The organism is Nocardioides sp. NPDC057772, from assembly GCF_042798075.1.
GTDB lineage: Bacteria > Actinomycetota > Actinomycetes > Propionibacteriales > Nocardioidaceae > Nocardioides.
Window position 1 is genome coordinate 1 of sequence record NZ_JBHVKN010000053.1, and the last position, 19,517, is coordinate 19,517.

A 19,517-nucleotide genomic window follows, 5' to 3' on the forward strand; every position below is an offset into this window, starting at 1 on the left:
GGGTGAGTCCGCCGAGGCCGCCGAGGCCGAGGCCGCCGACGCCGAGTGACCTCGGACTCGGTGACCGACGGCGTCTGGCTGATCGTCGGCCTGGGCAACCCCGGGCCGACGTATGCCGGGCACCGTCACAACATCGGCTATCTCGTCACCGACGAGCTGGCCAACCGGCTGGGCAGCAAGTGGCGCGCCCACAAGTCCGGCCGTGCTGACGTCGTGGAAGGGCGCCTCGGGGGGACCCCCGGGGTGCCCGGTCCACGCGTCGTGCTCGCGCGTTCCCGGACCTACATGAACGAGTCCGGCGGGCCGGTCAAGGCGCTCGCGACCTTCTACAAGGTCCAGCCCGACCATGTCATCGCCATCCACGACGAGCTCGACATCGCCTTCGACACGATGCGGGTCAAGCTGGGCGGCGGCGACAACGGCCACAACGGCCTCAAGTCGATGCGGTCCTCTCTCGGGACCGGCGACTTCCACCGGGTGCGTGTCGGCATCGGCCGCCCGCCCGGGCGCCAGGAGGTGCACGACTTCGTGCTCTCCAACTTCTCCACCACCGAGCGCAAGGTGCTGCCATTCGTCGTCGACACGGCCGCCGACGCCATCGAGACGCTGATCACCGAGGGTCTGGAGAAGACCCAGCAGAAGTTCAACTCCTAGGGTCAACTCCTAGGGAACAGATACCTGTCGTACGCCGCGACCGCGGCCAGCTGGGAGCCGACGCCGAACTTCCGCAGGATCGACTTCACCTGGGTCCGCACCGTGGTCTGGGCAACGCCGAAGCGGGCCGCTATCTCGGCGACGGTGGCTCCGTCGTAGAGCAGTTCGATGACCTCGTGCTCGCGTACGGTCAGCGAGGCGATCACACGGCGCATCCGCTCGCGCCGGTCCCGCATCATGTGCCACTGCGCGACTAGGCCCTCGACCTCGGCGGGGGAGTGGCCAGGGCGTCCCTCGGCCGCTGCGCGCAGCGAGGCCTCGATCGCGTCCGAGCCGGTGTCGGCGGGCAGCACCTCGACCGCGCCGGCCTCGATCAGCGCGCCCCACAGTCCGCCGCGCGGAGCGGTGGTGAGCGCGACCCCCGGCAGACGTACGCCACGCACCAGCTCACGCACTCGGTCGAGCTGCGACCAGTCGTCGATGTCGGTGACCAGCAGCCAGGTCGCGGGGTCGCCGCGGAGGAGGTCGGAGGGATCCGCGTCGGTGGCAGCCGTCGCCGTCACGGCGATGCCGCGCTCATCGAGCGCGACCGTCACCGCGTCCAGAGTCATCGTCTCGTCGGCCGAGACGGCGACCCTGAGTCGTACGGTCGAGCCTGCCATTCCTGGTGCGCCGTTCGGTCGTCTCGGGCCCTGCCAGATATCCCTGGGGGTATAACCATTCTGGATGCCTCGAAAACCCGATCGGCAACCTGTTCTACGTTCCCCCAAGTTTAGGGATGACCTGGGACAACGTGTCCCGCAATGTAGGTTGTGGACGACCTCGAAAATCTTTGACTCCTCAAATCTCGGTATTGGCCCGGAATGAGGTCGCGCGGCGATAACGTGATGATTACGTTTCCTTGAGCGAAGGATTCGGTCACAACATTCAAATCTGGACGGCCCGACAACTCGGGCTGGAGGAGCGGGACCACTCGGGTCCTGATCGGGGACATCCTCACTGGCCGACCAGTCATGGGGAGCAGCATGTCTACGTCCATTTTCAAGCGAGTCAACTCGGGCTGGTTAGGCACCGCCTACGCAACCACGACCGCCGTCTTCATCGGCGTCCAGAGCTTTCTCATCGCCGTCCTCCAGGGCCCCTGGGTCTCGTTCCACTCCCACGGCGCGCTCCTGTGGATCCTCCTCACGGCCATCGTCGTCACCACGTCGCTGGTGGCGTCCGCAGGCCTTGTGCATGGTGCCGTACGCATCTACCGGCGCGTGTGTGCCGCCGAGGCCAAGGCCGCCGACGAGATCTACCACGACCTTCTCAGCGCGCGGGAGACCCAGCGTCTCCACCGAGCCCGGATGCACGAGGTGACCTCGACCCTCGCCGGCGTCCGCTCGGCCAGCGAGCTGCTGTGCAACTCCGAGACGCTCGACCCGGAGCGGCGCGTCGCGATGCTCACCATGATGGGCAGCGAGCTCAGGCGCCTGGAGCGACTCGTCCGGGCCCACCGCAACGGTGCCGACACGATGCCGGTCGACGACGGCGTGATCGACGTCGACGCGGTGATCCACAACCTCGCCCTGGCCCACGAGGCCAGTGGCACCACGGTCGTCCACACGCCCAGCAACGCGCTCGCCACCGGCAGCTCGGACGCGGCGGCGGAGATCGTCAACATTCTTCTCGACAACGCAGCCAAGCACGGCTCCGGTGCTGTCGAGGTCGCGGTCCGGCACGAGTCGGGCGAGTCCGGTCAGATGGTCGTCATCGAGGTGTCCGACGATGGCCCAGGCGTCGCCCCCGAGGTGCGCGACCGGATCTTCGAGTGGGGTGTTCGTGGTCCGGACTCGGCCGGCCAGGGGATCGGGCTCAACGAGGCCCGCACCGTTGCCGAGCGGATGGGCGGGTCGCTCCGCCTCGCCGCCGGAGATCGCACGACCTTCGTGGTCACCCTTCCCAGTGCAGTGATCGGACGCCCCAGGTTCGGGGCAGAGCAGGAAGGCGCCTCCGATGGCGTTGTCGCCGCGTAGCCAGTACCGAGTCGTCATCGTCGAGGACCACGTCCTCTTCGCCGAGTCGCTGGAGCTCGCCGTCTCGATGGAGGGATACGACGTACGTCGCATCCCGATGCCCAGTGAGCCCGTCTCCACCGCCACGATGGTCTCCGTCGTGCTCCGCAACAAGCCGAAGGTCGTGCTGCTCGACCTCGACCTGGGTCGCTACGGCGACGGCGTACGCCTCATCGAGCCGCTCGCCAAGGCCGGCGTCGACGTGGTCGTGGTCACGGGCGCCATCGAGGAGGCGCGCTGGGGTCAGGCGCTCCGCAACGGCGCCCGCACGGTGCTGTCCAAGTCCCGCCCGCTCGGCGAGATCCTCGGCACCGTCAGACGGCTCTACCAGGGCGCCTGTGTGCTCGCGGTGAGCGACCGCGAGCGGCTGATCCGGATCTGGTTCGAGCGCCAGCACGAGATCGCCGAGCTGAGCCGCCGCATCGAGCTGCTCACCAAGCGGGAGTCGCAGGTGCTCGGCCATCTCATGCTCGGCCGCACCGTCCACGAGATCGCCGTCATCGGCGTCGTCTCCGAGGCGACCGTGCGTACGCAGGTGAAGTCCATCCTCGCCAAGCTCCAGGTCACGTCACAGATCGCCGCCGTCGGTCTCGCTCACCGGCTCGGCTGGCGTTCACCCCAGTCGCTGGAGTGAGCCGACTGGTCTGGACCAGTGGGATCCGATTCCCTCATTTGGTCTAACCGGACCCCCATCGGGCCCGCCCGACCGCTTTCGTCCCGCATTGTTCTGGCATGAAGTAGCGTTCGGGCGCCCAGCACCATGGGGGAGATGAATGACGATAGAGCTGGCGTCGGTGGAGACAGTAGTCCCGCTCGACATCAACCGCCGGAGGGTGTCTGTCAAGGCACCCTCCCTTCGGTTGCAGGCTTCGATGGTCGACGGGCTCGCGCTGATGATCCTGGCGCCGCTTCTCGTGGGGCAGGACGTCGTCCACGCGCTCGTGTGGGGTCTGGTCTGGGGTCTGGTCACCAGGATCACCGCGCCGAAGATCCTGCCCGGCGCCGAGCGCCTGCGCGCGACGGTCTCCGGGGTCTTCAAGGCGTTCATGGCGATGAGCATGGCGACCTGGCTGCTGGGCGCGGTGGTCGAGCTGCCGCAGGCGCAGCTGGTCGTCCAGACGATCCTCGGGCTGATCACCGCGCTCGCCTTCCGGGTCGTGGGCTACATCTTCAGCTCCCGACCGCGCAACCCGCTGCGGGTTGTCGTCGTGGAGGCCGCCCATGACCACGGACCGATCCCGGAGTGGATCCACAGGCTCAGCGGTGGCCTGATGGAGGCAGCGGCGGTCTGCCGCGCCGACGGTCTCTCCGGGGCGATCGCCTCGGTCGCGCCCGACGCGGTGCTGGTCGTTCCCGGGCCTGACCTGGCCGGCCGCGAGATCCAGAGGCTGGCATGGACGAGCGAGTCCTTCGGCCTACCCCTGCTGGTCAGCACCCGGATGCAGGATGTCACCCCGCAGCGTACGTCCTCGATGCGGCTGGGCTCGATGACGCTCCTCTACGTCGACGAGGCCCTGCGGGCCCGGCTGACCCGGGTCGCCAAGTACGTCTGGGAGTGGCTGGCCGCGGTCGCGGCCGTCACCGTGCTGCTCCCGGTCTTCGCGATCATGGCGGTCGTGATCAAGCTCGACTCCCCGGGTCCGGTCTTCTTCCGGCAGGTGCGCGTCGGACGTGGCGGCAAGCAGTTCCGGATCTGGAAGTTCCGCACCATGGTCGTCGACGCGGAGTCGCTGCTGCGTACGCTCGACCACCGGCCGGGACACGTCCTCTTCAAGCTCCGCGCCGACCCGCGGGTGACCCGGGCGGGACGGGTGCTGCGCAAGTACTCCCTCGACGAGCTGCCCCAGTTGTTCAACATCGTCCTGGGCCAGATGTCGCTGGTGGGGCCGAGGCCCGGGCTGCCGAGCGAGGTGGCCATGTACGATCGGGACTCTCATCGCCGACTCGCAGTCGCTCCCGGTCTGACCGGGCTGTGGCAGGTCTCGGGGCGTTCGGACCTCTCCTGGGAGGACACGGTCCGGCTGGACCTGGACTACGTCGACAACTGGACACTTCTGCGGGACTTCGGGATCGTCGTTCGCACGGTGAAAGCTGTGGTGCGTGGCTCTGGCGCCTACTAGTGAGTGTCCCCTAAACTCCCAGGCCGTTGTGTGAGCAACCCAACACGAATGAACAACTGGATCCTCGACGGGAACGTCCCCCATGCAAACCTCCCCCCACCCCATGATCGCCGGCCGTTATGAGCTGCACCGCCTGATCGGACGAGGCGGCATGGGGGAGGTCTGGCAAGCCATGGACCTCACCCTGCAACGCTGGGTCGCGGTGAAGGTCGTGAGGACGTCGGCCGACCCGACCATGGTCGAGCGGTTCCGTCGTGAGTCGCTCTCGACCGCGGCCGCCAGCCACCCCGGCACCGTGCAGGTCCACGACGCCGGGATCGAGCGCACCGGCAACGGGCCGATGGCCTTTCTCGTCATGGAGCTCCTGAGCGGCCCCGACCTGGGTGAACGGCTGCGCTCGCACGGTCCGCTGATCGCCCGGGAGGCCGGCGAGGTCATCGTGCAGGCGGCGCGTACGCTCGCCGCGGTCCATGGCCAGGGGATCGTCCACCGCGACATCAAGCCGTCCAACCTCGTCTACGACGGCGACCGCCGGATCCGGATCGTCGACTTCGGGATCGCCCAGCTCGCCCGGCTGGGTGACCAGCGGCTGACCTCCACCCACGACGTCGTCGGGAGCCTCGGCTACCTCTCGCCCGAGCGTGGCTCGGGTGGTGAGGTCGGCCCGCCGAGCGACATCTACTCGCTGGGCTGCGTCTTCTACGAGATGCTCACCGGGCGCACCCCCTACTCCGGCGGTGCGCCGGCGACGGTCGTCTACCAGCACGCCACCGCGCCGATCCCGCGGGTCAGCAGCTCGGTCCAGGTGCCCGGGATCATCGACGACCTGGTCGCGATGATGATGGCCAAGGAGCCCGAGCAGCGTCCCACCGCGCAGGACGTCGTCGCGGTGCTCACCGGCTCGGGGCCGCTCCCGGTCTTCGACGCGCAGGTGCCCCGACAGCGCGCGACGCACCCGTCCGGCCCGATCAGCACCTCCGGCTCCTTCGAGGGAGCAGGCGCGCGCAGCGCGCAGGCGTACGCCGGGAGCGGCTCGTTCCCGGCCGCCGGTGCCACCGGCTCGACCGGTGGGTTCTCCACGATCGGCGCCAGCGGACCCATCCCGACGGGCGGCGCCCGGGAGGCGAAGCGCTCCGGCGGTGGCCGCCGGGTGATGAGCATCCTGCTGGCCGTCGCGCTGCTCGGTGTGGCCGTCGGTGGCGTGGCCACCTTCACCGCTTTCCGGAACGCCTCGGAGACCGGCCGGGCGGCGGCGCTCAGCGAGGCGCTCCCCGAGACCATCGAGCTCGCCGTCGACGTGATCTTCGAGCGCGACGCGCTGCAGCCGGTCGCGCAGGCGCCGGTCAACGTACGCTCCACCTACCTGCACACCACCGACCTCGCGGTCGAGGAGTGGCAGACCGCCTCGGCGGAGATCGACGTCGACGGCGATGCCGAGCTGCGCACGCTCCACCACGACATCACCGAGGTGCTCAACGACTTCGAGCTCTACCGGGTCGAGATGCAGGAGGGCGACCGGGCCAGCCAGGACGCCGCCCGCGAGGTCTACACCGGCCTGGCCAGCGACCTGCTGATGCTCGCGGCGCAGCTGCCGGAGCTGGAGAACGACGAGACCGCCGACCAGATCCGCAACCTCAGCAACCTGACGGCGGCGGCAGAGGCGTTCAGCATCGAGCGGGAGCTCATGGTCGTCGCGCTGTCCGAGAACGAGATCAGCACCAAGTCGGTCAAGGAGCTCACCGACGCCGAGGCTGCCTGGGTGAAGGCCTCCTCGGCGTTCTACTCGGGCGCCTCGCCCGAGCTGCAGGCCGAGCTCGACCGGGTCTCCGACGGCACGTTCGACAAGGGCTCGGGCGCGATGATGGTGCAGCGTACGGTCCGCGACGTCGCCGCCAAGGGCAGCATCGACGGGGTCGCCCGGGAGATGCGGGCGGCGTCGAAGGGGGAGCCGATCGTACGCACCTGGTCCGACGGTGCCGTCGAATACATCCAGAGCCTGCGCGAGGTGATCCTGAAGTCGACCGAGACCATGGCCGACGCGGTCACCGACGAGCACGAGCGGGCCAAGACCGGGCTGATCCTGCGCGCGGTGCTCACCGGAGTGGCGCTGGTCGCCGCGATCGGGCTCGGCCTGGGCCTGTATCGGGCTCAGTATCGATCCGGTCGCAGGTCTCGCTAGAGTGCCGCGGGTGAACTTCGAAGCCGGTGTGCCCACGCCCGAGATCCTCGCCTCCGACCACCTGCTGGCCGCCTGGCTGGCCGAGACCGCCGGCCGGCGACTGCTCGAGGTGCGCGCCACCTCCGGGCTCGAGGGCAAGGAGCTCAAGGACGCCGGTGACCTGGCCGCCCACGAGCTGCTGATGAAGCTCGTCGCCGAGTACCGTCCGGAGGATGCGGTCCTGTCCGAGGAGGGCAAGGACTCCAAAGAGCGGCTCACCAAGGACCGGGTGTGGATCATCGACCCGCTCGACGGAACCCGCGAGTTCTCCGAGCCGCCGCGCGACGACTGGGCGGTGCACGTGGCGCTGTGGGGCTCCACCAACGGTGGCGAGCTGATCGCCGGTGCGGTCGCGCAGCCGGCGCTGGCAGACGCGTCCGTGCAGAGCACCTTCCACACCGGCGCGGCCCCGGTCGTGCCGCCGTCGACCTCGCCCCGCCCCCGGATCGCCGTCTCCCGCAGCCGCCCGCCGGCCTTCGTCGAGGCGCTGGCCGAAGAGCTCGGCGCCGAGCTGGTGCCGATGGGATCGGCCGGCGTGAAGATGATGTCGGTCGTGCGCGACATCTCCGACGCGTACGTCCACGCCGGTGGGCAGTACGAGTGGGACTCCGCCGCTCCGGTGGCGGTCGCCGCTGCTGCCGGCCTGTTCACCTCGCGCATCGACGGGTCGCCGCTGCGCTACAACCAGGACGACGTCTATCTGCCTGATGTGATCGTGTGCCGGCCTGAGCTCTCGGAGCAGATCCTGTCGTTCATCAAGCGGCACGGGGTGGAGTGACGCGGCTCCGGCCGTCTTGGGTCGCCGCGGCTCGCGACTGTGTTTTCGTCGGCTGTGGGCCGCCGACCCGTTCTCGAGTTTTTCTCGACCTGGCCCGGAGTAAAGGACGGCCTTCGGCCGCCGGCTACGCCGGTCGCCTTCGGCGATCCTTGACACCGGACCATGTCGAGAAAGATTTGGCTGGCTATCGGGGCGGCGGCCCGGGTGTGGCCGAGGGGTCATCGCTCCTCGGGAGGTGGGCGCTCCACGGTGAACGAAAATTCATTCACCCTGGTATGCCGAACGAATTTTCATTCGCCCCCGCCACCGACCGCCCCACGGCGATCTCGGCGTGAACGAACATTCATTCACCCCTCAGACCCCAAGCCCCTACCCAACCCAGATAGCCGCACCAAACACCAACCACAAAACACACCCGCCGGCGTGCCATTCAAGAGACATAGCCAAGAAAAGCTCAGGCGCCGACCAACAGCTCCTCGAGCGCCTCCAGACTCTGCCGCGCATACCCCTTCCACATCCACCCGAAAACCGGCATCGCGAACGAGGCCGCACGGGAGGCAGGCGTGACCTCCCAGGACCAGGTGATCCGCGTGCCGGTGCCGGCGGGGGCGAAGGACCAGCGGCCGGCGACGTGGCCGACCAGCGGCTTGAGCGGGCCGGTGAGCGGTGTGATCTCGTAGGAGAACGACGAGGGGGCGTCGATGCCGGTCAGGGTCTCGCGCAGAGTCGCGCCGTCGGAGAGCACGATCGTGCGGGTCTCGCCGACGGACTCCCAGCCGCCGGCCTGGTCGCGGACCTCGGCGATCGGGCCGATCGCGGCGTACCGGCGACCGAAGATCCGCGGCAGCGGGGCCGGGAGGACGCGGGCGAGGGCGGTCTCGTAGGCCACCGGGATCGCTCGGGAGGACTCGAGGTGCAGCGCTTCTGGGTGCTGGGTCATGACTACGAGCATGGCAGTAGCGTGATCGTCGTGGTTGATCAGATCGAGATCCAGACCCCCGACGGCACCGCCGAGGCCTACCTCGCTCGGCCCGAGAGCGAACCGAAGGGCGGGGTGCTCGTGTACATGGACGCCATCGGCCTGAGGCCACGGCTGGCCGAGATGCTCGAGCGGGTGGCGTCCTGGGGATACCTCGTGGTCGCGCCCAACACGTTCTACCGCGACGGTAGCGTGGCCGAGCTGGCACCGACCGCCGACCTGCGCGACCCCGCGGCCCGGGACGCGTACTTCGCGGACGGTGCGATGGCCCGGGTGCGTGGCCTCACCGTGGCCCGCCTGGAGGTCGACATCCCGGCGTACGTCGAAGCCCTCCGGACGTACGTCACCGGCCCGCTCGCGACGCACGGCTACTGCATGGGTGCGCGACTGGCGGTGCGGACGGCGGGGCGGTTCCCGGAGGAGTTCGTCGCGGTCGGCGGGTTCCACGGTGGCGGGCTGGTCACCTCCGACCCGGCCTCACCGCACACCTGCATCGCGGGAACGAAGGCGGAGTACTACTTCGGTCATGCCGACCACGACCGCTCCATGACGCCGGAGAACGTGGCCGACCTCGGCCGCGCGCTCGAGGATGCCGGGGTCACCCACACCAACCTGATCTACCCCGACGCCCCGCACGGCTACACCATGGCGGACACCTCCTCCTACCAGGAGCAAGGGACGCAGCGGCACTTTGCCGACCTCGAGGCCCTCTACGCCCGTAGGATGGCCTGATGGCGAAACCGGTGCTGGTCGTGATGGGTGTCTCGGGTTCGGGGAAGTCGACCATCGGGGCGGCGATCGCGGGCAGGCTGCGGGTTCCGTTCGAGGACGCCGACGACCTGCACCCGCAGGCGAACATCGACAAGATGACCGCGGGGATCGCGCTCGACGACGATGACCGTTACCCGTGGCTGGAGGCGGTCGGGGAGTGGCTCGCCAGGCATGAGGAGCGCGGTGGCGTGATGAGCTGCTCGGCGCTGAAGCGGAAATACCGCGACCAGCTGCGCAGCCACAGCGCCGAGGTGACCTTTCTCCACCTGAAGGGCACCCGCGAGGTGATCGCGCGGCGCCAGGCGAGCCGGCCGGGCCACTTCATGCCGGCCTCTCTCCTGGAGAGCCAGTTCCGGACACTGGAGCCGCTCGAGCCCGACGAGGCCGGGTGTGCGATCGACGTGGACCAGCCGGTCGACGCGATCGTCGAGGAGTACGCACGCCTGATCGGCGCCTAGGGAGGCGCCGCCGAGAGGCGGCCGACACGCGCCCATCTCGGGTTAGGCGTTGCGTGCCGGCCGCGGCCACACCCGGGTGAGGGACCAGCGGGCGGGCCCACTTTCGACGGTAACTCACGATCCCCCTGCACAACAGGGGGTTGCTGACTATCGGTGCAGGTCAGCGCGTAAAAACGTCCGGGACCTCGGAGGCTTTCGAGGTGAACTCGGGGGCCCGCTTCTCCAAGAACGCCGCGACGCCCTCCTTGCCGTCGCCGATCGAGGTGTGGAACATCGCCAGCGAGTCGGCCAGGTGGGCCTCGAGCGGGTGGCGCGCCGACGCGTTGCGGGTGATCAGCTGGCGGACGAGCGCGGTGCCGACCGGCGACCGGTCCTGGGTGAACCTGCGGGCCAGCTCGATGGCGGCGGGCAGCAGCTCGTCGGGCAGGTGGATGCTGCGGATCAGGCCGCCGTCGAGAGCCTGGTCGGGGTCGAGGATCTCGGCGGTGTAGAGCCACTCCAGGGCTCGCGGCACGCCCACCACGCGTGGCAGGAAGTAGGACGAGCAGGCCTCGGGGACGATGCCGAGCTTGCCGAAGACGAAGCCGATCTTCGCCTTGGAGGAGGCCAGTCGCGCGTCCATCGCGCACAGCATCGTGGCTCCGATCCCGACCGCCGGGCCGTTGACCGCGGCGATCACCGGCTTGGGGAGCGCATGGATCGCCAGGGTGACCTTGCCGCCGGTGTCGCGCACGCCCTCGGCGTACTCGGGGTGCTTGGCCGGGTCGGCGAGGTGCTCGGCGAGCTTCTCGGGCGTCGGGTGCAGCGACTCGTCGAGGCCGAACACGTTGCCCTCGGCGGAGAGGTCCATGCCCGCACAGAAGGCCCGTCCGGCGCCGGTCACCACGACCGCGCGTACCTCGTCGGCCATCGCGTCGGTGGTGAAGACCTCCTCCAGCTCGCGTGCCATGGTCACCGTGAACGAGTTGAGCGCGTCCGGTCGGTTGAGGGTCAGGAGCGCGATGCCGTCGGCGTCCACGTCGAAGGTCAGGGTCTCGTAAGCCATGGGTCACAGTCTGTATCGATTGCGTTCGGCTACGGAAGGGCGGGTCTATGTACTGTCGAAAGTCAGTACATCTTCGGTGAGCCGGCAACTACCGTGGTGAGCGTGAGTCTGCTGCGCCGGCCCCGGGTCTGGGAGTCCATGCTGTCGGGCCTGCTGGTGGTCGCGGTTGCCGCCGAGCACCTCTACATGAGCGGCGCCGGACACCCACAGTGGTCGGGCTTGTCGGCGGCGGCCGGCGTCGTGGGTGTCGCGCTCACCATGTGGGTCAGGCCGAAGCACCCAGCCGTCGCCGTGGCGATGGTGTGCGGCCTGGTCGGCGGCACGGTGGTGGCCCACGACGGTTGGATCCTGATCAGCTACGTCGCGTTCGCCGCCCTGATGAGCTTCCTGGTCGGCAGGTCGGCGGACCGGGTGTGGCCCTCGGCGGTCGTGGCGGGCACGGCCGTAGCGACGTTGACGGTGCTCGACGCCGTCGTCAACGGCGGTGGGATGAAGCTGGCGATGACCGGCAACATGATCATCTTCATGGCGCTTCCGTGGCTCAGCGGCCGCTACCTGCGCCAGGTCGCCCACCACCACTCGACCGAGATCGAGCAGGCCCAGCTCACCGAACGCGCCCGGATCGCCCAGGAGATGCACGACTCCCTGGGCCACGAGCTCAGCCTGATCGCGCTGCGCGCCGGCGCGCTCGAGGTGGCGCCGGGACTCTCCGCGACCCACCAGAAGGCGGCCGGCGACATCCGTGCGGCCGCGGCCGGGGCCACCGAGCGGCTCGGCGAGATCGTCGGCGTCCTCCGACCCGCCACCGAGGAGGCGCCGCTGACCCCCGCCGCGACCGGGATCGGTGGTCTGGTCGAGCGCGCGCGGGAGTCGGGGATGGACGTACGCCTGGTCGGCTCGCTCGACGAGGGCGCCGCGCCGGTGCGAGACGCCGCTGCGCACCGGATCGTGCAAGAGGCACTCACCAACGCCGCCCGGCACGCGCCGGGGTCGTCGGTGACGGTCTCGGTGGAGGAGCGCGAACCCGTTGGCGTACGCCTCTCGGTGAGCAACGGCCGAGCAACCCTGCCGCCGCGGGCCGGGGCGACGACCGGGCTGGGCCTGGCCGGGCTGGAGGAGGCGGCACGTGCCGCCGGCGGCACGCTGCGCCACGGCCCGGTCCCGGGTGGCGGGTTCGAGGTCGTCGCCGACCTGCCCGTCCGCCACCGGCGAGAGGTCGCACTGTGATCAGGGTGCTGCTGGCCGACGACGAGGCGATGGTGCGCGCCGGCGTACGCGCGATCCTGGAGACCGACGAGGCGATCGAGGTGGTCGCCGAGGCCGCCGACGGGCGTGAGGCGGTCGAGGCCGCCCAGCGCCACCGGCCCGACGTGGCGCTGCTCGACGTCCGGATGCCGCGGATGGACGGGCTGGCGGCCGCGGCCGAGATCGCCCGGACCGCCCCGGAGACCGCGCGGGTCATCCTGACCACCTTCTCCGAGGACGCCTACATCGCCCGGGCGCTCGGCGACGGGGCGAGCGGGTTCCTGCTCAAGTCCGGCGACCCGCGCGAGCTGCTCGCGGGCGTGCACGCGGTCGCCGACGGTGCTGCCTTCCTCTCCCCGCGGGTCGCCCAGCGGGTCATCGCCGAGCTCGGCGCCGGGGCGGGCGACCGGATGTCGCGGGCCGCTCAGGCGCGGGCCAAGGTCGCCACCCTCACCGACCGCGAGCGTGACGTGATGGCGCTGGTTGCCGCCGGGTTCTCCAACGCCGAGATCGGCCGCCGGCTCCATCTGGTGGAGGGGACCGTGAAGGCCTACCTGAGCAGCGCCTTCGGTCGTCTCGGCGTACGCAACCGGGTGCAGGCAGCGGTCCTCGCCCACGAGGCAGGGCTCGTGGCGCCATCGGTGGTCGAGCTTGTCGAGACCTCCAGGACCGGAAGCTCGACCACCGATGGGGATCAGGCGTCGCGCCGCCGGAACACCAGGTAGCCGGCCAGCAGCGTGACCACCGACCATCCGGCGAGCAGCCCGAGGCCACCGTTGCTGTCGTAGGGGAGTCCGTCATCGAGCCCGAACAGGGTCGCGATCCCGATGCCGAGGTACTCCGTGCCCGCCGTCCCCGGCAGGTAGTAGGACACGTCCGTCATCAGGTCCATCCCGCTCATCATCAGCACCATCGGCAGCAGGAAGAGCGCCAGGAAGGCCACGACCAGCGCCCCGGCCGTGCTGCGAAACGCCACCGCCAACCCGATGGCCAGCGCGACCACCACGCCCATGTAGACACTCATCTTGCCGGCCACCGTGGCCACCGAGGAGACGTCGAAGACGCCGTAGTCACCCGCGGTCAGATAGCCGAGGCCTGCTCCCAGGAGCGCCAGGAGCGCGCCGGCGACCAGGGCGACGACCTCGACCACGACCAGCTTCGCGACCAGCACCCGGCCGCGTCGGGGCTCGCACTGCAGGGTCGTACGCATGCTGCCGGAGGCGTACTCCGAGGTCACCGTCAGCAGAGCCAGCGCGATCAGCGCGAACTGGGTGAACAGCAGCCCCGCGGTGGCGACCTCCTCGACATGGAGGAGCTGGTCGGCGTGGGACAGGTCCGGGTTCGGCTCGGCCGCGTCGAAGCCCAGGGGGACCGAGTAGAGCGCCATCAGCAAGGCGGCGCCGATCAGGCACCACCAGGTCGAGCGGACCGACCAGAGCTTGGTCCATTCGGACGAGATCGCAGCAAGCATCAGGCCACCTCCCCGGCGTACTCGACGCTTCCCGCGGTCAGCCGAAAGTAGGCCTCTTCCAGCGAGGAGTGCCCGGCGAGGAACGAGTCCATCGAGGCGTCCGCGAGCAGCCGACCGCGGCCGAGCACGACCAGGTGGTCGGCGGTCTGCTGCATCTCGCTCATCAGGTGGCTGGAGACGAGGACCGTACGCCCCTCCGCGGCGAGCGACCTCAGCAGCCTCCGGATCCACAGCACGCCGTCGGGATCCAGCCCGTTGACCGGCTCGTCGAAGAGCATCACCCGCGGGTCGCCGAGCAGCACGCCCGCGATCCCGAGCCGCTGGCTCATCCCGAGCGAGAGGCTTCCCGTCCGCCGCCGGGCGACCCCGGCCAGGCCGACCCGCTCGAGCACCTCGTCGACCCGGGCGACCGGGATCGAGTTGCTCCGTGCCATCGCCACCAGGTGCGTACGCACCCGGCGGCCGGGATGCACCGCCTTGGCGTCCAGCAGCGCACCGACCTCGCGCAGCGGACGCCGCAGCGAGGCGTAGGGACGGCCGTCGATCGTGGCGGTCCCCGACGTCGGCCGGTCCAGGCCGAGGATCATCCGCATCGTGGTCGACTTCCCGGCGCCGTTGGGGCCGAGGAAGCCGGTGACCCGGCCGAGCTGTATCCGCAGGGTGAGATCGTCGACCGCGGTGGTCGCGCCGTATCTCTTGGTCAGGTGGTCCAGAGTGATCATGCGTCGAACCTAGGAAGATTCGCGGCTGGGGACAGTGGACGAAAAGCAGCCGTCCCTACCGACGAAAGTCAGTAGGGACGGCTGCGGATGGTTCGGACTATCCGGGCAGACCCGTCGGGGTGCAGATGTCTGCCGGGATCTGGTCGACGGTGTCCTCCTTGATGTGGCCGAACATCGTCAGCGCGTCGTCCTTGCGCCAGTTGACGGCGAAGTCCCTGATCGGCACGCCGCAGGTCATCGCCGAGCCACCCGCGAGCGCCTTGAACGCCCACAGGAACTTCGCGCCGCCGATGACGCTCATGCCCTTGCCGACCTTGAGCCCGGCAGCGCCCTCGCCCATCTCGGCGAGCTTGAACGGGTTCAGCAGCGTGGCCGGGTTGGTGGCCTTCTTGCCGATCGCGGAGATGACCTCGGTCTGGTTGGCTCCACGACCCAGGTCGCCGTCCTCGGCTGCGTAGCGGGAGCGGGAGTAGGCGAGGGCGGTGACGCCGTCGGCCTCCTGGCAGCCCTTCTTGACGTCCAGGCCGGCCTTCGGATCCTTCATGTCCTTCTTCGGACAGATCTCGATGCCGCCCACGCCGTCGACGAGCCGGGCGAGGCCACCCATGCCGATCTCGACGTAGCCGTCGATGCGCACGCCGGTGTTCTGCTCGATCGTCTGGACCAGCAGCTCGGGGCCGCCGTAGGCGAAGGCCGCGTTGATCTTGGTCTCGCCGTGACCCGGGATCGGCACGATGGAGTCGCGCGGGAGGGTCACCACGATCGTCTTGCCGGCGCCGGTGTGCAGCAGCTTGATGGTGTCGGTGCGGCTGCCCGCGGCGTCACCGGTGGAGAGCTTCTTCTTCTCCTCGGCCGTCAGGCCCTCGCGGGAGTCGCTGGCGACGATGAGATAGGTCGTGCCGGGCTGGTCCGCCGGCCGCTCACCCGCGGTGGGCTCGTAGGGAACCTTGTCGACCTTGTTCCACGCCGAGATGCCGATCCAGGCGACGGCACCGACCAGGATCAGCACCGGGATCATCACGATCGCGACGAACTTGCGGAACGGATGGCGCTTCTTCGGCCGGGGCTGACGGCCCCCGCGACCGCCGCCGTAGCCGCCACCGGGACCCCCGTAGCCACCGTTGCCGCCACCGCCGTACTCGCTCGGCTGGCTCCAGCCCTGGTTGTAACCCTGGTCGTAGCCCTGGTTGCCGTAGCCGCCCTGCCCGGGTGTCGGCGCGATCTCGCCCGGCTGGGGCAGCGGCCGGTCGTAGCCGCCGCGCGGCGGCGCCGGGGGCGGCGAGCCGGCAGAAGGCCGACGGATGGTCGGCATGACGTTCGTGGGCTCCGGACCCGGGTTCTGGGCAGGCTGGCCACCGCCGTACGCCCAGCCGTACTGCTGCGACCGGGGATCGTTCGGGTTGCCAGGGTTGCGGGGGGTTGGCATGCGCTCAAACGTACCGTGCCCGGCGACTAGAGTTGGTCGGCGCGTCGCGTCACTCTGTTACGTGTGTGACTAGTGATACTGGCGATGCAAACTCTTATCCGAGGGACCCGAGATGGCTGACCAGAACTACCGGCCGCAGCGTACGGCCGCCGAGCGCGCCTCCCGCGTGCGGTTCCGCCGCGCCATGGCGCTGCTGCTGATCACGCTGCTCCTGCCGGGGTCGGCCCAGCTCGTCGCAGGCAACCGCCGGGTCGGCCGGATCGCGCTCTGGACCGTCATCGGTCTCGGGATCACCGCCGGGCTGGTCTTCGCTATCTCCCTGGTCTGGCACGGCCTGATCTTCCGGCTCGGCACCACGCCGTGGCTGCTGGGCCTGTTCCGCTTCGCGCTCATCGCCGGTGCGATCGCCTGGGCCGCGCTCTTCATCGACGCCTGGCGTCTGGGCCGCCCGCTCGAGCTCGACCTCAAGCAGCGCCGGATCGTGGTCGCGATCAACGGCGCGCTGGCCTTCTCCGTCGCCGCGACCCTGATCTTCGGCGCTCACCTGGTCGGCGTCCACAAGGGCATGGTCGAGGCGATCTTCGCCGGCGCGGAGGCCGCCGAGGCCCACAACGGACGTTTCAACATCCTGCTCGCCGGCGCCGACTCCGACGGCGGGAAGACCCGCTGGGGGCTGCGGCCCGACTCGCTCACGGTCGCCTCGATCGACGCGGTCACGGGTCGCACCGTCCTCATCGGCCTGCCCCGCAACATGCAGAACTTCACCTTCGACGACGGCTCCCCGATGGACAAGGAGTTCCCGCGCGGTTTCGACTGCGACGGCTGCTACCTCAACGGCGTGAGCACCTGGGCCGGGGAGCACAAGGAGCTCTACAAGGGCGAGAAGGACCCCGGCATGGCGGCCACCGTCGACGCCGTCGAGGGCATCACCGACCTGCAGATCAGCTACTACGCGATCGTCGACCTCAACGGCTTCCAGGAGATCGTGGACGCCATCGGAGGCGTCACCCTGAAGGTGCGCCAGCCGATCCCGGTCGGCATCCCCTCCGACAGCTTCTACACCCACATCCAGCCCGGCACGCGGAAGCTCGACGGCTGGGAGACCCTCTGGTACGCCCGGGCCCGCCACGACTCCGACGACTACTCCCGGATGGCTCGCCAGAAGTGCGTCCTGAACGCGATCCTGCAGCAGACCAGCCCCGCCGACGTCGTACGCCACTACCAGGACGTCGCCATGGCGACCGGCTCCACGATCACCACCTCCGTCCCGCCGAGCGAGATCGAGCGGTTCTCCGCGCTGGCGCTCAAGGCGAAGTCGCAGAAGATCTCGACGCTCTCGCTGGTCCCGCCGCTGGTCAACACCGCCGACCCGGACATGTCCGACATCCACGCCGAGGTCCGCAAGGCGGTGAAGAAGGCGACCCCGAAGAAGGAGGAGGTCTTCGCCTCACCCCGCACCGGCGACGACGGCGAGACCAAGGCGCCCGCCCCGGAGAGCAAGCCCAAGGCCTCCGGCGACTCCGACAAGGGCGGACCCGTCACCGGCGGCTCGCTGGGCTCACGCAACAAGGGCTACCAGGCCAACGAGACCGACGACCTCGCCTCGGCGTGCTGAGCGTGCCACGCGTGTTGAACAACGCGTTAACGAGGCGTCACGACGACTCGCTGATTCCCGGGATACCCTGCGGTCGCGGCTAGTCTGGAACCGTGCCAGGGAGCAATCGCGTCGCCGCCGTCGTGGTGACCTTCAACCGTCTCGAGCTGCTGCAGCGACTGCTGGAGCGGCTCGACGTGGTCGACGGTCTCGACGAAGTGATCGTGATCGACAACGCCTCCACCGACGGTACGTCGCAGTGGCTCGCCGAGCTCGACGGTGCCGAGGAGCCCGGTCAGCGGCAGGTGCCGGTGATCGCGCGCACCCTGGAGCGCAACAGCGGTGGCGCGGGTGGCTTCCACGACGGCCTGGAGCTGGCGATCGAGCGCGGCGCCGATCTGGTCTGGCTGATGGACGACGACGGCCTGCCCGACCCCGACTGCCTGGCGCTGCTGCTCAAGCAGACCGACCTCGACTTCTGGGGACCGCTCGTCGTCGACGAGGGCGACCCCGGCCGGCTCGTCTTCCCGATCCGGCTCCCGGGACGCTCCAAGGTCGTGCACCGGCTCGCCGACGTCGAGGCAGCAGCCACCGACGGGCTGATCAAGGACATCGTGATCCCGTTCAACGGCGTCCTGGTCACCCGCGAGCTCGTGGAGCGGATCGGCTACCCCCGGGCGGAGTACTTCATCTGGGGCGACGATCACGAATACCGGCTGCGGGCCGAGAAGGCCGGGGCCCGGATCGCGACCGTCGTGGGCGCTCAGGTGCGCCACCCGGCCGTGGGTGACCTCGGCACCCCGATGGCGTGGGGGAGGGCGACGTACAACCACACGCCCAGCGACCTGAAGCACTACTGCATGGCGCGCAACAACCTGCTCAACCTGCGCGACTATCGAGGGTGGCCCTTCGCTTTGGCTTTCGTGGCCAAGACTCTATGGTTCTACCTGCTCACCAAGCCGCAGCCGAAGCGAATCCGGCTCTCTGCGCAGGCGTGGTGGGCGGCTGTCCGGGGGGATTTCAGTGGACACGAGAGGTTCCTTCGTTGAGCACCACCCGTGAGACGGTCGCGATCGTCGTCGTCACCTACAACCGCGCCGACATGCTGCGCGGGCTGCTCGACGGGCTCACCAAGCTCGACCAGCCCGCCGACGCCGTGATCGTCGTCAACAACGCCTCGACAGACCACACCGCGCAGGTCCTCGCCGAGGCGGTCACGCCCAACCTCCAGATCATCGACAGCGCCGAGAACCTCGGTGGCGCCGGTGGTTTCCACCTCGGCACCAAGGCCGCGGTCGAGCAGGGCTGGGACCGGCTCTACCTGATCGACGACGACGTCGTCCCGGCCCACGACTGCCTCGAGGTGCTGCTGGCCCAGGACGAGGACTGCCTCTTCTCGGTGCGCGAGGACCGCAACGGCAAGCTGATCGAGCTCGCCGCGCTGAAGTTCGACCTGCGCAACCCGCTCGCGATCAAGCCCAAGACCGCAGCGGTCATGGACACCTACCCGACCCGCGACGCCATGCCGGAGCGGGTCCCGGTGGAGAACGTCGCCTTCGAGGGCTTCATGATCCGCCGCACCGTCCTGGAGGAGATCGGTCTTCCCGACCCCTCCTACTTCATCTTCTACGACGACGTGGATCTCGCGATCCGCGCCCGCCGCACCGGCCGCACCATCTGGGCCGTACGCGACGCGGTGCTCGTGCGCCAGCTCGACTTCAGCCAGCAGCACGACCTGGCTGGCTGGAAGGGCTTCTACATGTACCGCAACCTCTTCGTCGTCCACTTCCGCTACGGCGAGAACGTCCTCGTACGTCTCAAGCCCTGGCTCATCGCCGCGGCTGTGGTCCTCCTCAGCCCGTTGCGAGGCGGCAAGCACGAAGCCGTCAACGTGATCAAGGCCCTGCGCGCCGCGCGGGGTATGCGAACCCTGCCCACACCTTGACCCGCACCTCCTCCTGACCGACCCCTTACCCACA

General features: G+C 69.5%; 18 protein-coding genes and 1 pseudogene. 13 read left to right on the forward strand and 6 right to left on the reverse strand.

Going from position 1 to position 19,517, the window contains the following annotated elements:
- Positions 1–60: 60 nt before the first annotated feature.
- Positions 61–654 carry an aminoacyl-tRNA hydrolase gene (gene pth, locus ACFVJS_RS11660; protein ID WP_378879772.1) on the forward strand — a complete coding sequence of 198 codons (594 nt, stop codon included), beginning with the start codon at positions 61–63 and terminating at the stop codon, positions 652–654.
- A gap of 2 nt (positions 655–656) precedes the next feature.
- On the opposite strand, the gene ACFVJS_RS11665 is transcribed toward pth, so the two are convergent.
- On the reverse strand, positions 657–1,316 hold the full coding sequence (locus ACFVJS_RS11665) for a LuxR C-terminal-related transcriptional regulator (protein WP_378879775.1): 660 nt from the start codon (positions 1,314–1,316) through the stop codon (positions 657–659).
- 363 nt (positions 1,317–1,679) lie between these two features.
- Here ACFVJS_RS11665 and ACFVJS_RS11670 point away from each other — a divergent pair, with 363 nt between their 5' ends.
- The 5 genes from ACFVJS_RS11670 to ACFVJS_RS11690 all read left to right on the forward strand — a co-directional run bounded on the left by ACFVJS_RS11670 (position 1,680) and on the right by ACFVJS_RS11690 (position 7,827).
- A complete protein-coding gene (locus tag ACFVJS_RS11670; protein ID WP_378879777.1) occupies positions 1,680–2,672 on the forward strand; it encodes a sensor histidine kinase in 993 nt (330 codons plus the stop codon).
- Positions 2,653–3,345, forward strand: coding sequence for a LuxR C-terminal-related transcriptional regulator (locus tag ACFVJS_RS11675; protein ID WP_378879780.1), 693 nt, complete (start codon positions 2,653–2,655; stop codon positions 3,343–3,345). The genes ACFVJS_RS11670 and ACFVJS_RS11675 overlap by 20 nt, the downstream gene beginning before the upstream one ends.
- A gap of 238 nt (positions 3,346–3,583) precedes the next feature.
- Entirely contained in the window at positions 3,584–4,831 is a 1,248-nt protein-coding gene (locus ACFVJS_RS11680; protein ID WP_378879782.1) for an exopolysaccharide biosynthesis polyprenyl glycosylphosphotransferase, read from the forward strand.
- Positions 4,832–4,913: 82 nt separating this feature from the next.
- The gene (locus ACFVJS_RS11685) at positions 4,914–7,010 is read left to right on the forward strand and encodes a protein kinase (RefSeq protein WP_378879785.1); all 2,097 of its coding nucleotides are present in this window, start codon (positions 4,914–4,916) and stop codon (positions 7,008–7,010) included.
- A 10-nt stretch (positions 7,011–7,020) separates the two neighbouring features.
- Positions 7,021–7,827 (forward strand): 3'(2'),5'-bisphosphate nucleotidase CysQ, encoded by an 807-nt coding sequence (locus ACFVJS_RS11690; RefSeq protein WP_378879787.1) that lies wholly within the window; start codon positions 7,021–7,023, stop codon positions 7,825–7,827.
- Between the two features lie 454 nt (positions 7,828–8,281).
- Here the strand turns inward: ACFVJS_RS11690 and ACFVJS_RS11695 are convergent, their stop codons facing one another.
- Complete coding sequence (locus ACFVJS_RS11695) at positions 8,282–8,767, reverse strand: SRPBCC family protein (RefSeq protein ID WP_378879790.1); 486 nt, start codon at positions 8,765–8,767, stop codon at positions 8,282–8,284.
- Between the two features lie 30 nt (positions 8,768–8,797).
- On the opposite strand from ACFVJS_RS11695, the gene ACFVJS_RS11700 reads away from it, so the two are divergent.
- Positions 8,798–9,538, forward strand: coding sequence for a dienelactone hydrolase family protein (locus tag ACFVJS_RS11700; RefSeq protein ID WP_378879793.1), 741 nt, complete (start codon positions 8,798–8,800; stop codon positions 9,536–9,538).
- The gene (locus tag ACFVJS_RS11705) at positions 9,538–10,035 is read left to right on the forward strand and encodes a gluconokinase (RefSeq protein WP_378879795.1); all 498 of its coding nucleotides are present in this window, start codon (positions 9,538–9,540) and stop codon (positions 10,033–10,035) included. Before ACFVJS_RS11700 ends, ACFVJS_RS11705 begins: the two co-directional genes overlap by 1 nt.
- A 160-nt stretch (positions 10,036–10,195) precedes the next feature.
- On the opposite strand, the gene ACFVJS_RS11710 is transcribed toward ACFVJS_RS11705, so the two are convergent.
- Entirely contained in the window at positions 10,196–11,080 is an 885-nt protein-coding gene (locus tag ACFVJS_RS11710; RefSeq protein WP_378879797.1) for a crotonase/enoyl-CoA hydratase family protein, read from the reverse strand.
- Between the two features lie 102 nt (positions 11,081–11,182).
- Here ACFVJS_RS11710 and ACFVJS_RS11715 point away from each other — a divergent pair, with 102 nt between their 5' ends.
- A complete protein-coding gene (locus ACFVJS_RS11715; protein ID WP_378879799.1) occupies positions 11,183–12,307 on the forward strand; it encodes a sensor histidine kinase in 1,125 nt (374 codons plus the stop codon).
- A complete protein-coding gene (locus ACFVJS_RS11720; protein WP_378879801.1) occupies positions 12,304–13,050 on the forward strand; it encodes a response regulator in 747 nt (248 codons plus the stop codon). The genes ACFVJS_RS11715 and ACFVJS_RS11720 overlap by 4 nt, the downstream gene beginning before the upstream one ends.
- On the opposite strand, the gene ACFVJS_RS11725 is transcribed toward ACFVJS_RS11720, so the two are convergent.
- From ACFVJS_RS11725 to ACFVJS_RS11735, 3 genes and pseudogenes are all read right to left on the reverse strand, one after another.
- Positions 13,020–13,796: an ABC transporter permease subunit gene (locus tag ACFVJS_RS11725; RefSeq protein ID WP_378879804.1), complete on the reverse strand. Its 777-nt coding sequence runs from the start codon at positions 13,794–13,796 to the stop codon at positions 13,020–13,022. The genes ACFVJS_RS11720 and ACFVJS_RS11725 overlap by 31 nt on opposite strands.
- Before the next feature lie 65 nt (positions 13,797–13,861).
- Positions 13,862–14,518: pseudogene (locus tag ACFVJS_RS11730) on the reverse strand (ABC transporter ATP-binding protein); the annotation flags it as partial.
- A 97-nt stretch (positions 14,519–14,615) separates the two neighbouring features.
- Positions 14,616–15,944, reverse strand: a complete 1,329-nt coding sequence (locus ACFVJS_RS11735; RefSeq protein WP_378879807.1) for an LCP family protein — start codon at positions 15,942–15,944, stop codon at positions 14,616–14,618.
- A 112-nt stretch (positions 15,945–16,056) separates the two neighbouring features.
- On the opposite strand from ACFVJS_RS11735, the gene ACFVJS_RS11740 reads away from it, so the two are divergent.
- The 3 genes from ACFVJS_RS11740 (at position 16,057) to ACFVJS_RS11750 (ending at position 19,483) form a co-directional block, all read left to right on the forward strand.
- Positions 16,057–17,559, forward strand: coding sequence for an LCP family protein (locus tag ACFVJS_RS11740; RefSeq protein WP_378879810.1), 1,503 nt, complete (start codon positions 16,057–16,059; stop codon positions 17,557–17,559).
- A 92-nt stretch (positions 17,560–17,651) separates the two neighbouring features.
- Positions 17,652–18,587, forward strand: coding sequence for a glycosyltransferase family 2 protein (locus ACFVJS_RS11745; RefSeq protein ID WP_378879813.1), 936 nt, complete (start codon positions 17,652–17,654; stop codon positions 18,585–18,587).
- Positions 18,584–19,483 (forward strand): glycosyltransferase, encoded by a 900-nt coding sequence (locus ACFVJS_RS11750; protein WP_378879816.1) that lies wholly within the window; start codon positions 18,584–18,586, stop codon positions 19,481–19,483. Before ACFVJS_RS11745 ends, ACFVJS_RS11750 begins: the two co-directional genes overlap by 4 nt.
- Positions 19,484–19,517: the final 34 nt, after the last annotated feature.

Excerpts from the sequence above, each read along its gene's own strand:
- ACFVJS_RS11665 (WP_378879775.1), bottom strand. The coding sequence starts at position 1,316 with ATGGCAGGCTCGACCGTACGACTCAGGGTCGCCGTCTCGGCCGACGAG.
- ACFVJS_RS11670 (WP_378879777.1), top strand. The coding sequence starts at position 1,680 with ATGTCTACGTCCATTTTCAAGCGAGTCAACTCGGGCTGGTTAGGCACC.
- ACFVJS_RS11675 (WP_378879780.1), top strand. The coding sequence starts at position 2,653 with ATGGCGTTGTCGCCGCGTAGCCAGTACCGAGTCGTCATCGTCGAGGAC.
- ACFVJS_RS11680 (WP_378879782.1), top strand. The coding sequence starts at position 3,584 with ATGGTCGACGGGCTCGCGCTGATGATCCTGGCGCCGCTTCTCGTGGGG.
- ACFVJS_RS11685 (WP_378879785.1), top strand. The coding sequence starts at position 4,914 with ATGCAAACCTCCCCCCACCCCATGATCGCCGGCCGTTATGAGCTGCAC.
- ACFVJS_RS11695 (WP_378879790.1), bottom strand. The coding sequence starts at position 8,767 with ATGACCCAGCACCCAGAAGCGCTGCACCTCGAGTCCTCCCGAGCGATC.
- ACFVJS_RS11705 (WP_378879795.1), top strand. The coding sequence starts at position 9,538 with ATGGCGAAACCGGTGCTGGTCGTGATGGGTGTCTCGGGTTCGGGGAAG.
- ACFVJS_RS11710 (WP_378879797.1), bottom strand. The coding sequence starts at position 11,080 with ATGGCTTACGAGACCCTGACCTTCGACGTGGACGCCGACGGCATCGCG.
- ACFVJS_RS11725 (WP_378879804.1), bottom strand. The coding sequence starts at position 13,796 with ATGCTTGCTGCGATCTCGTCCGAATGGACCAAGCTCTGGTCGGTCCGC.
- ACFVJS_RS11735 (WP_378879807.1), bottom strand. The coding sequence starts at position 15,944 with ATGCCAACCCCCCGCAACCCTGGCAACCCGAACGATCCCCGGTCGCAG.
- ACFVJS_RS11740 (WP_378879810.1), top strand. The coding sequence starts at position 16,057 with ATGGCTGACCAGAACTACCGGCCGCAGCGTACGGCCGCCGAGCGCGCC.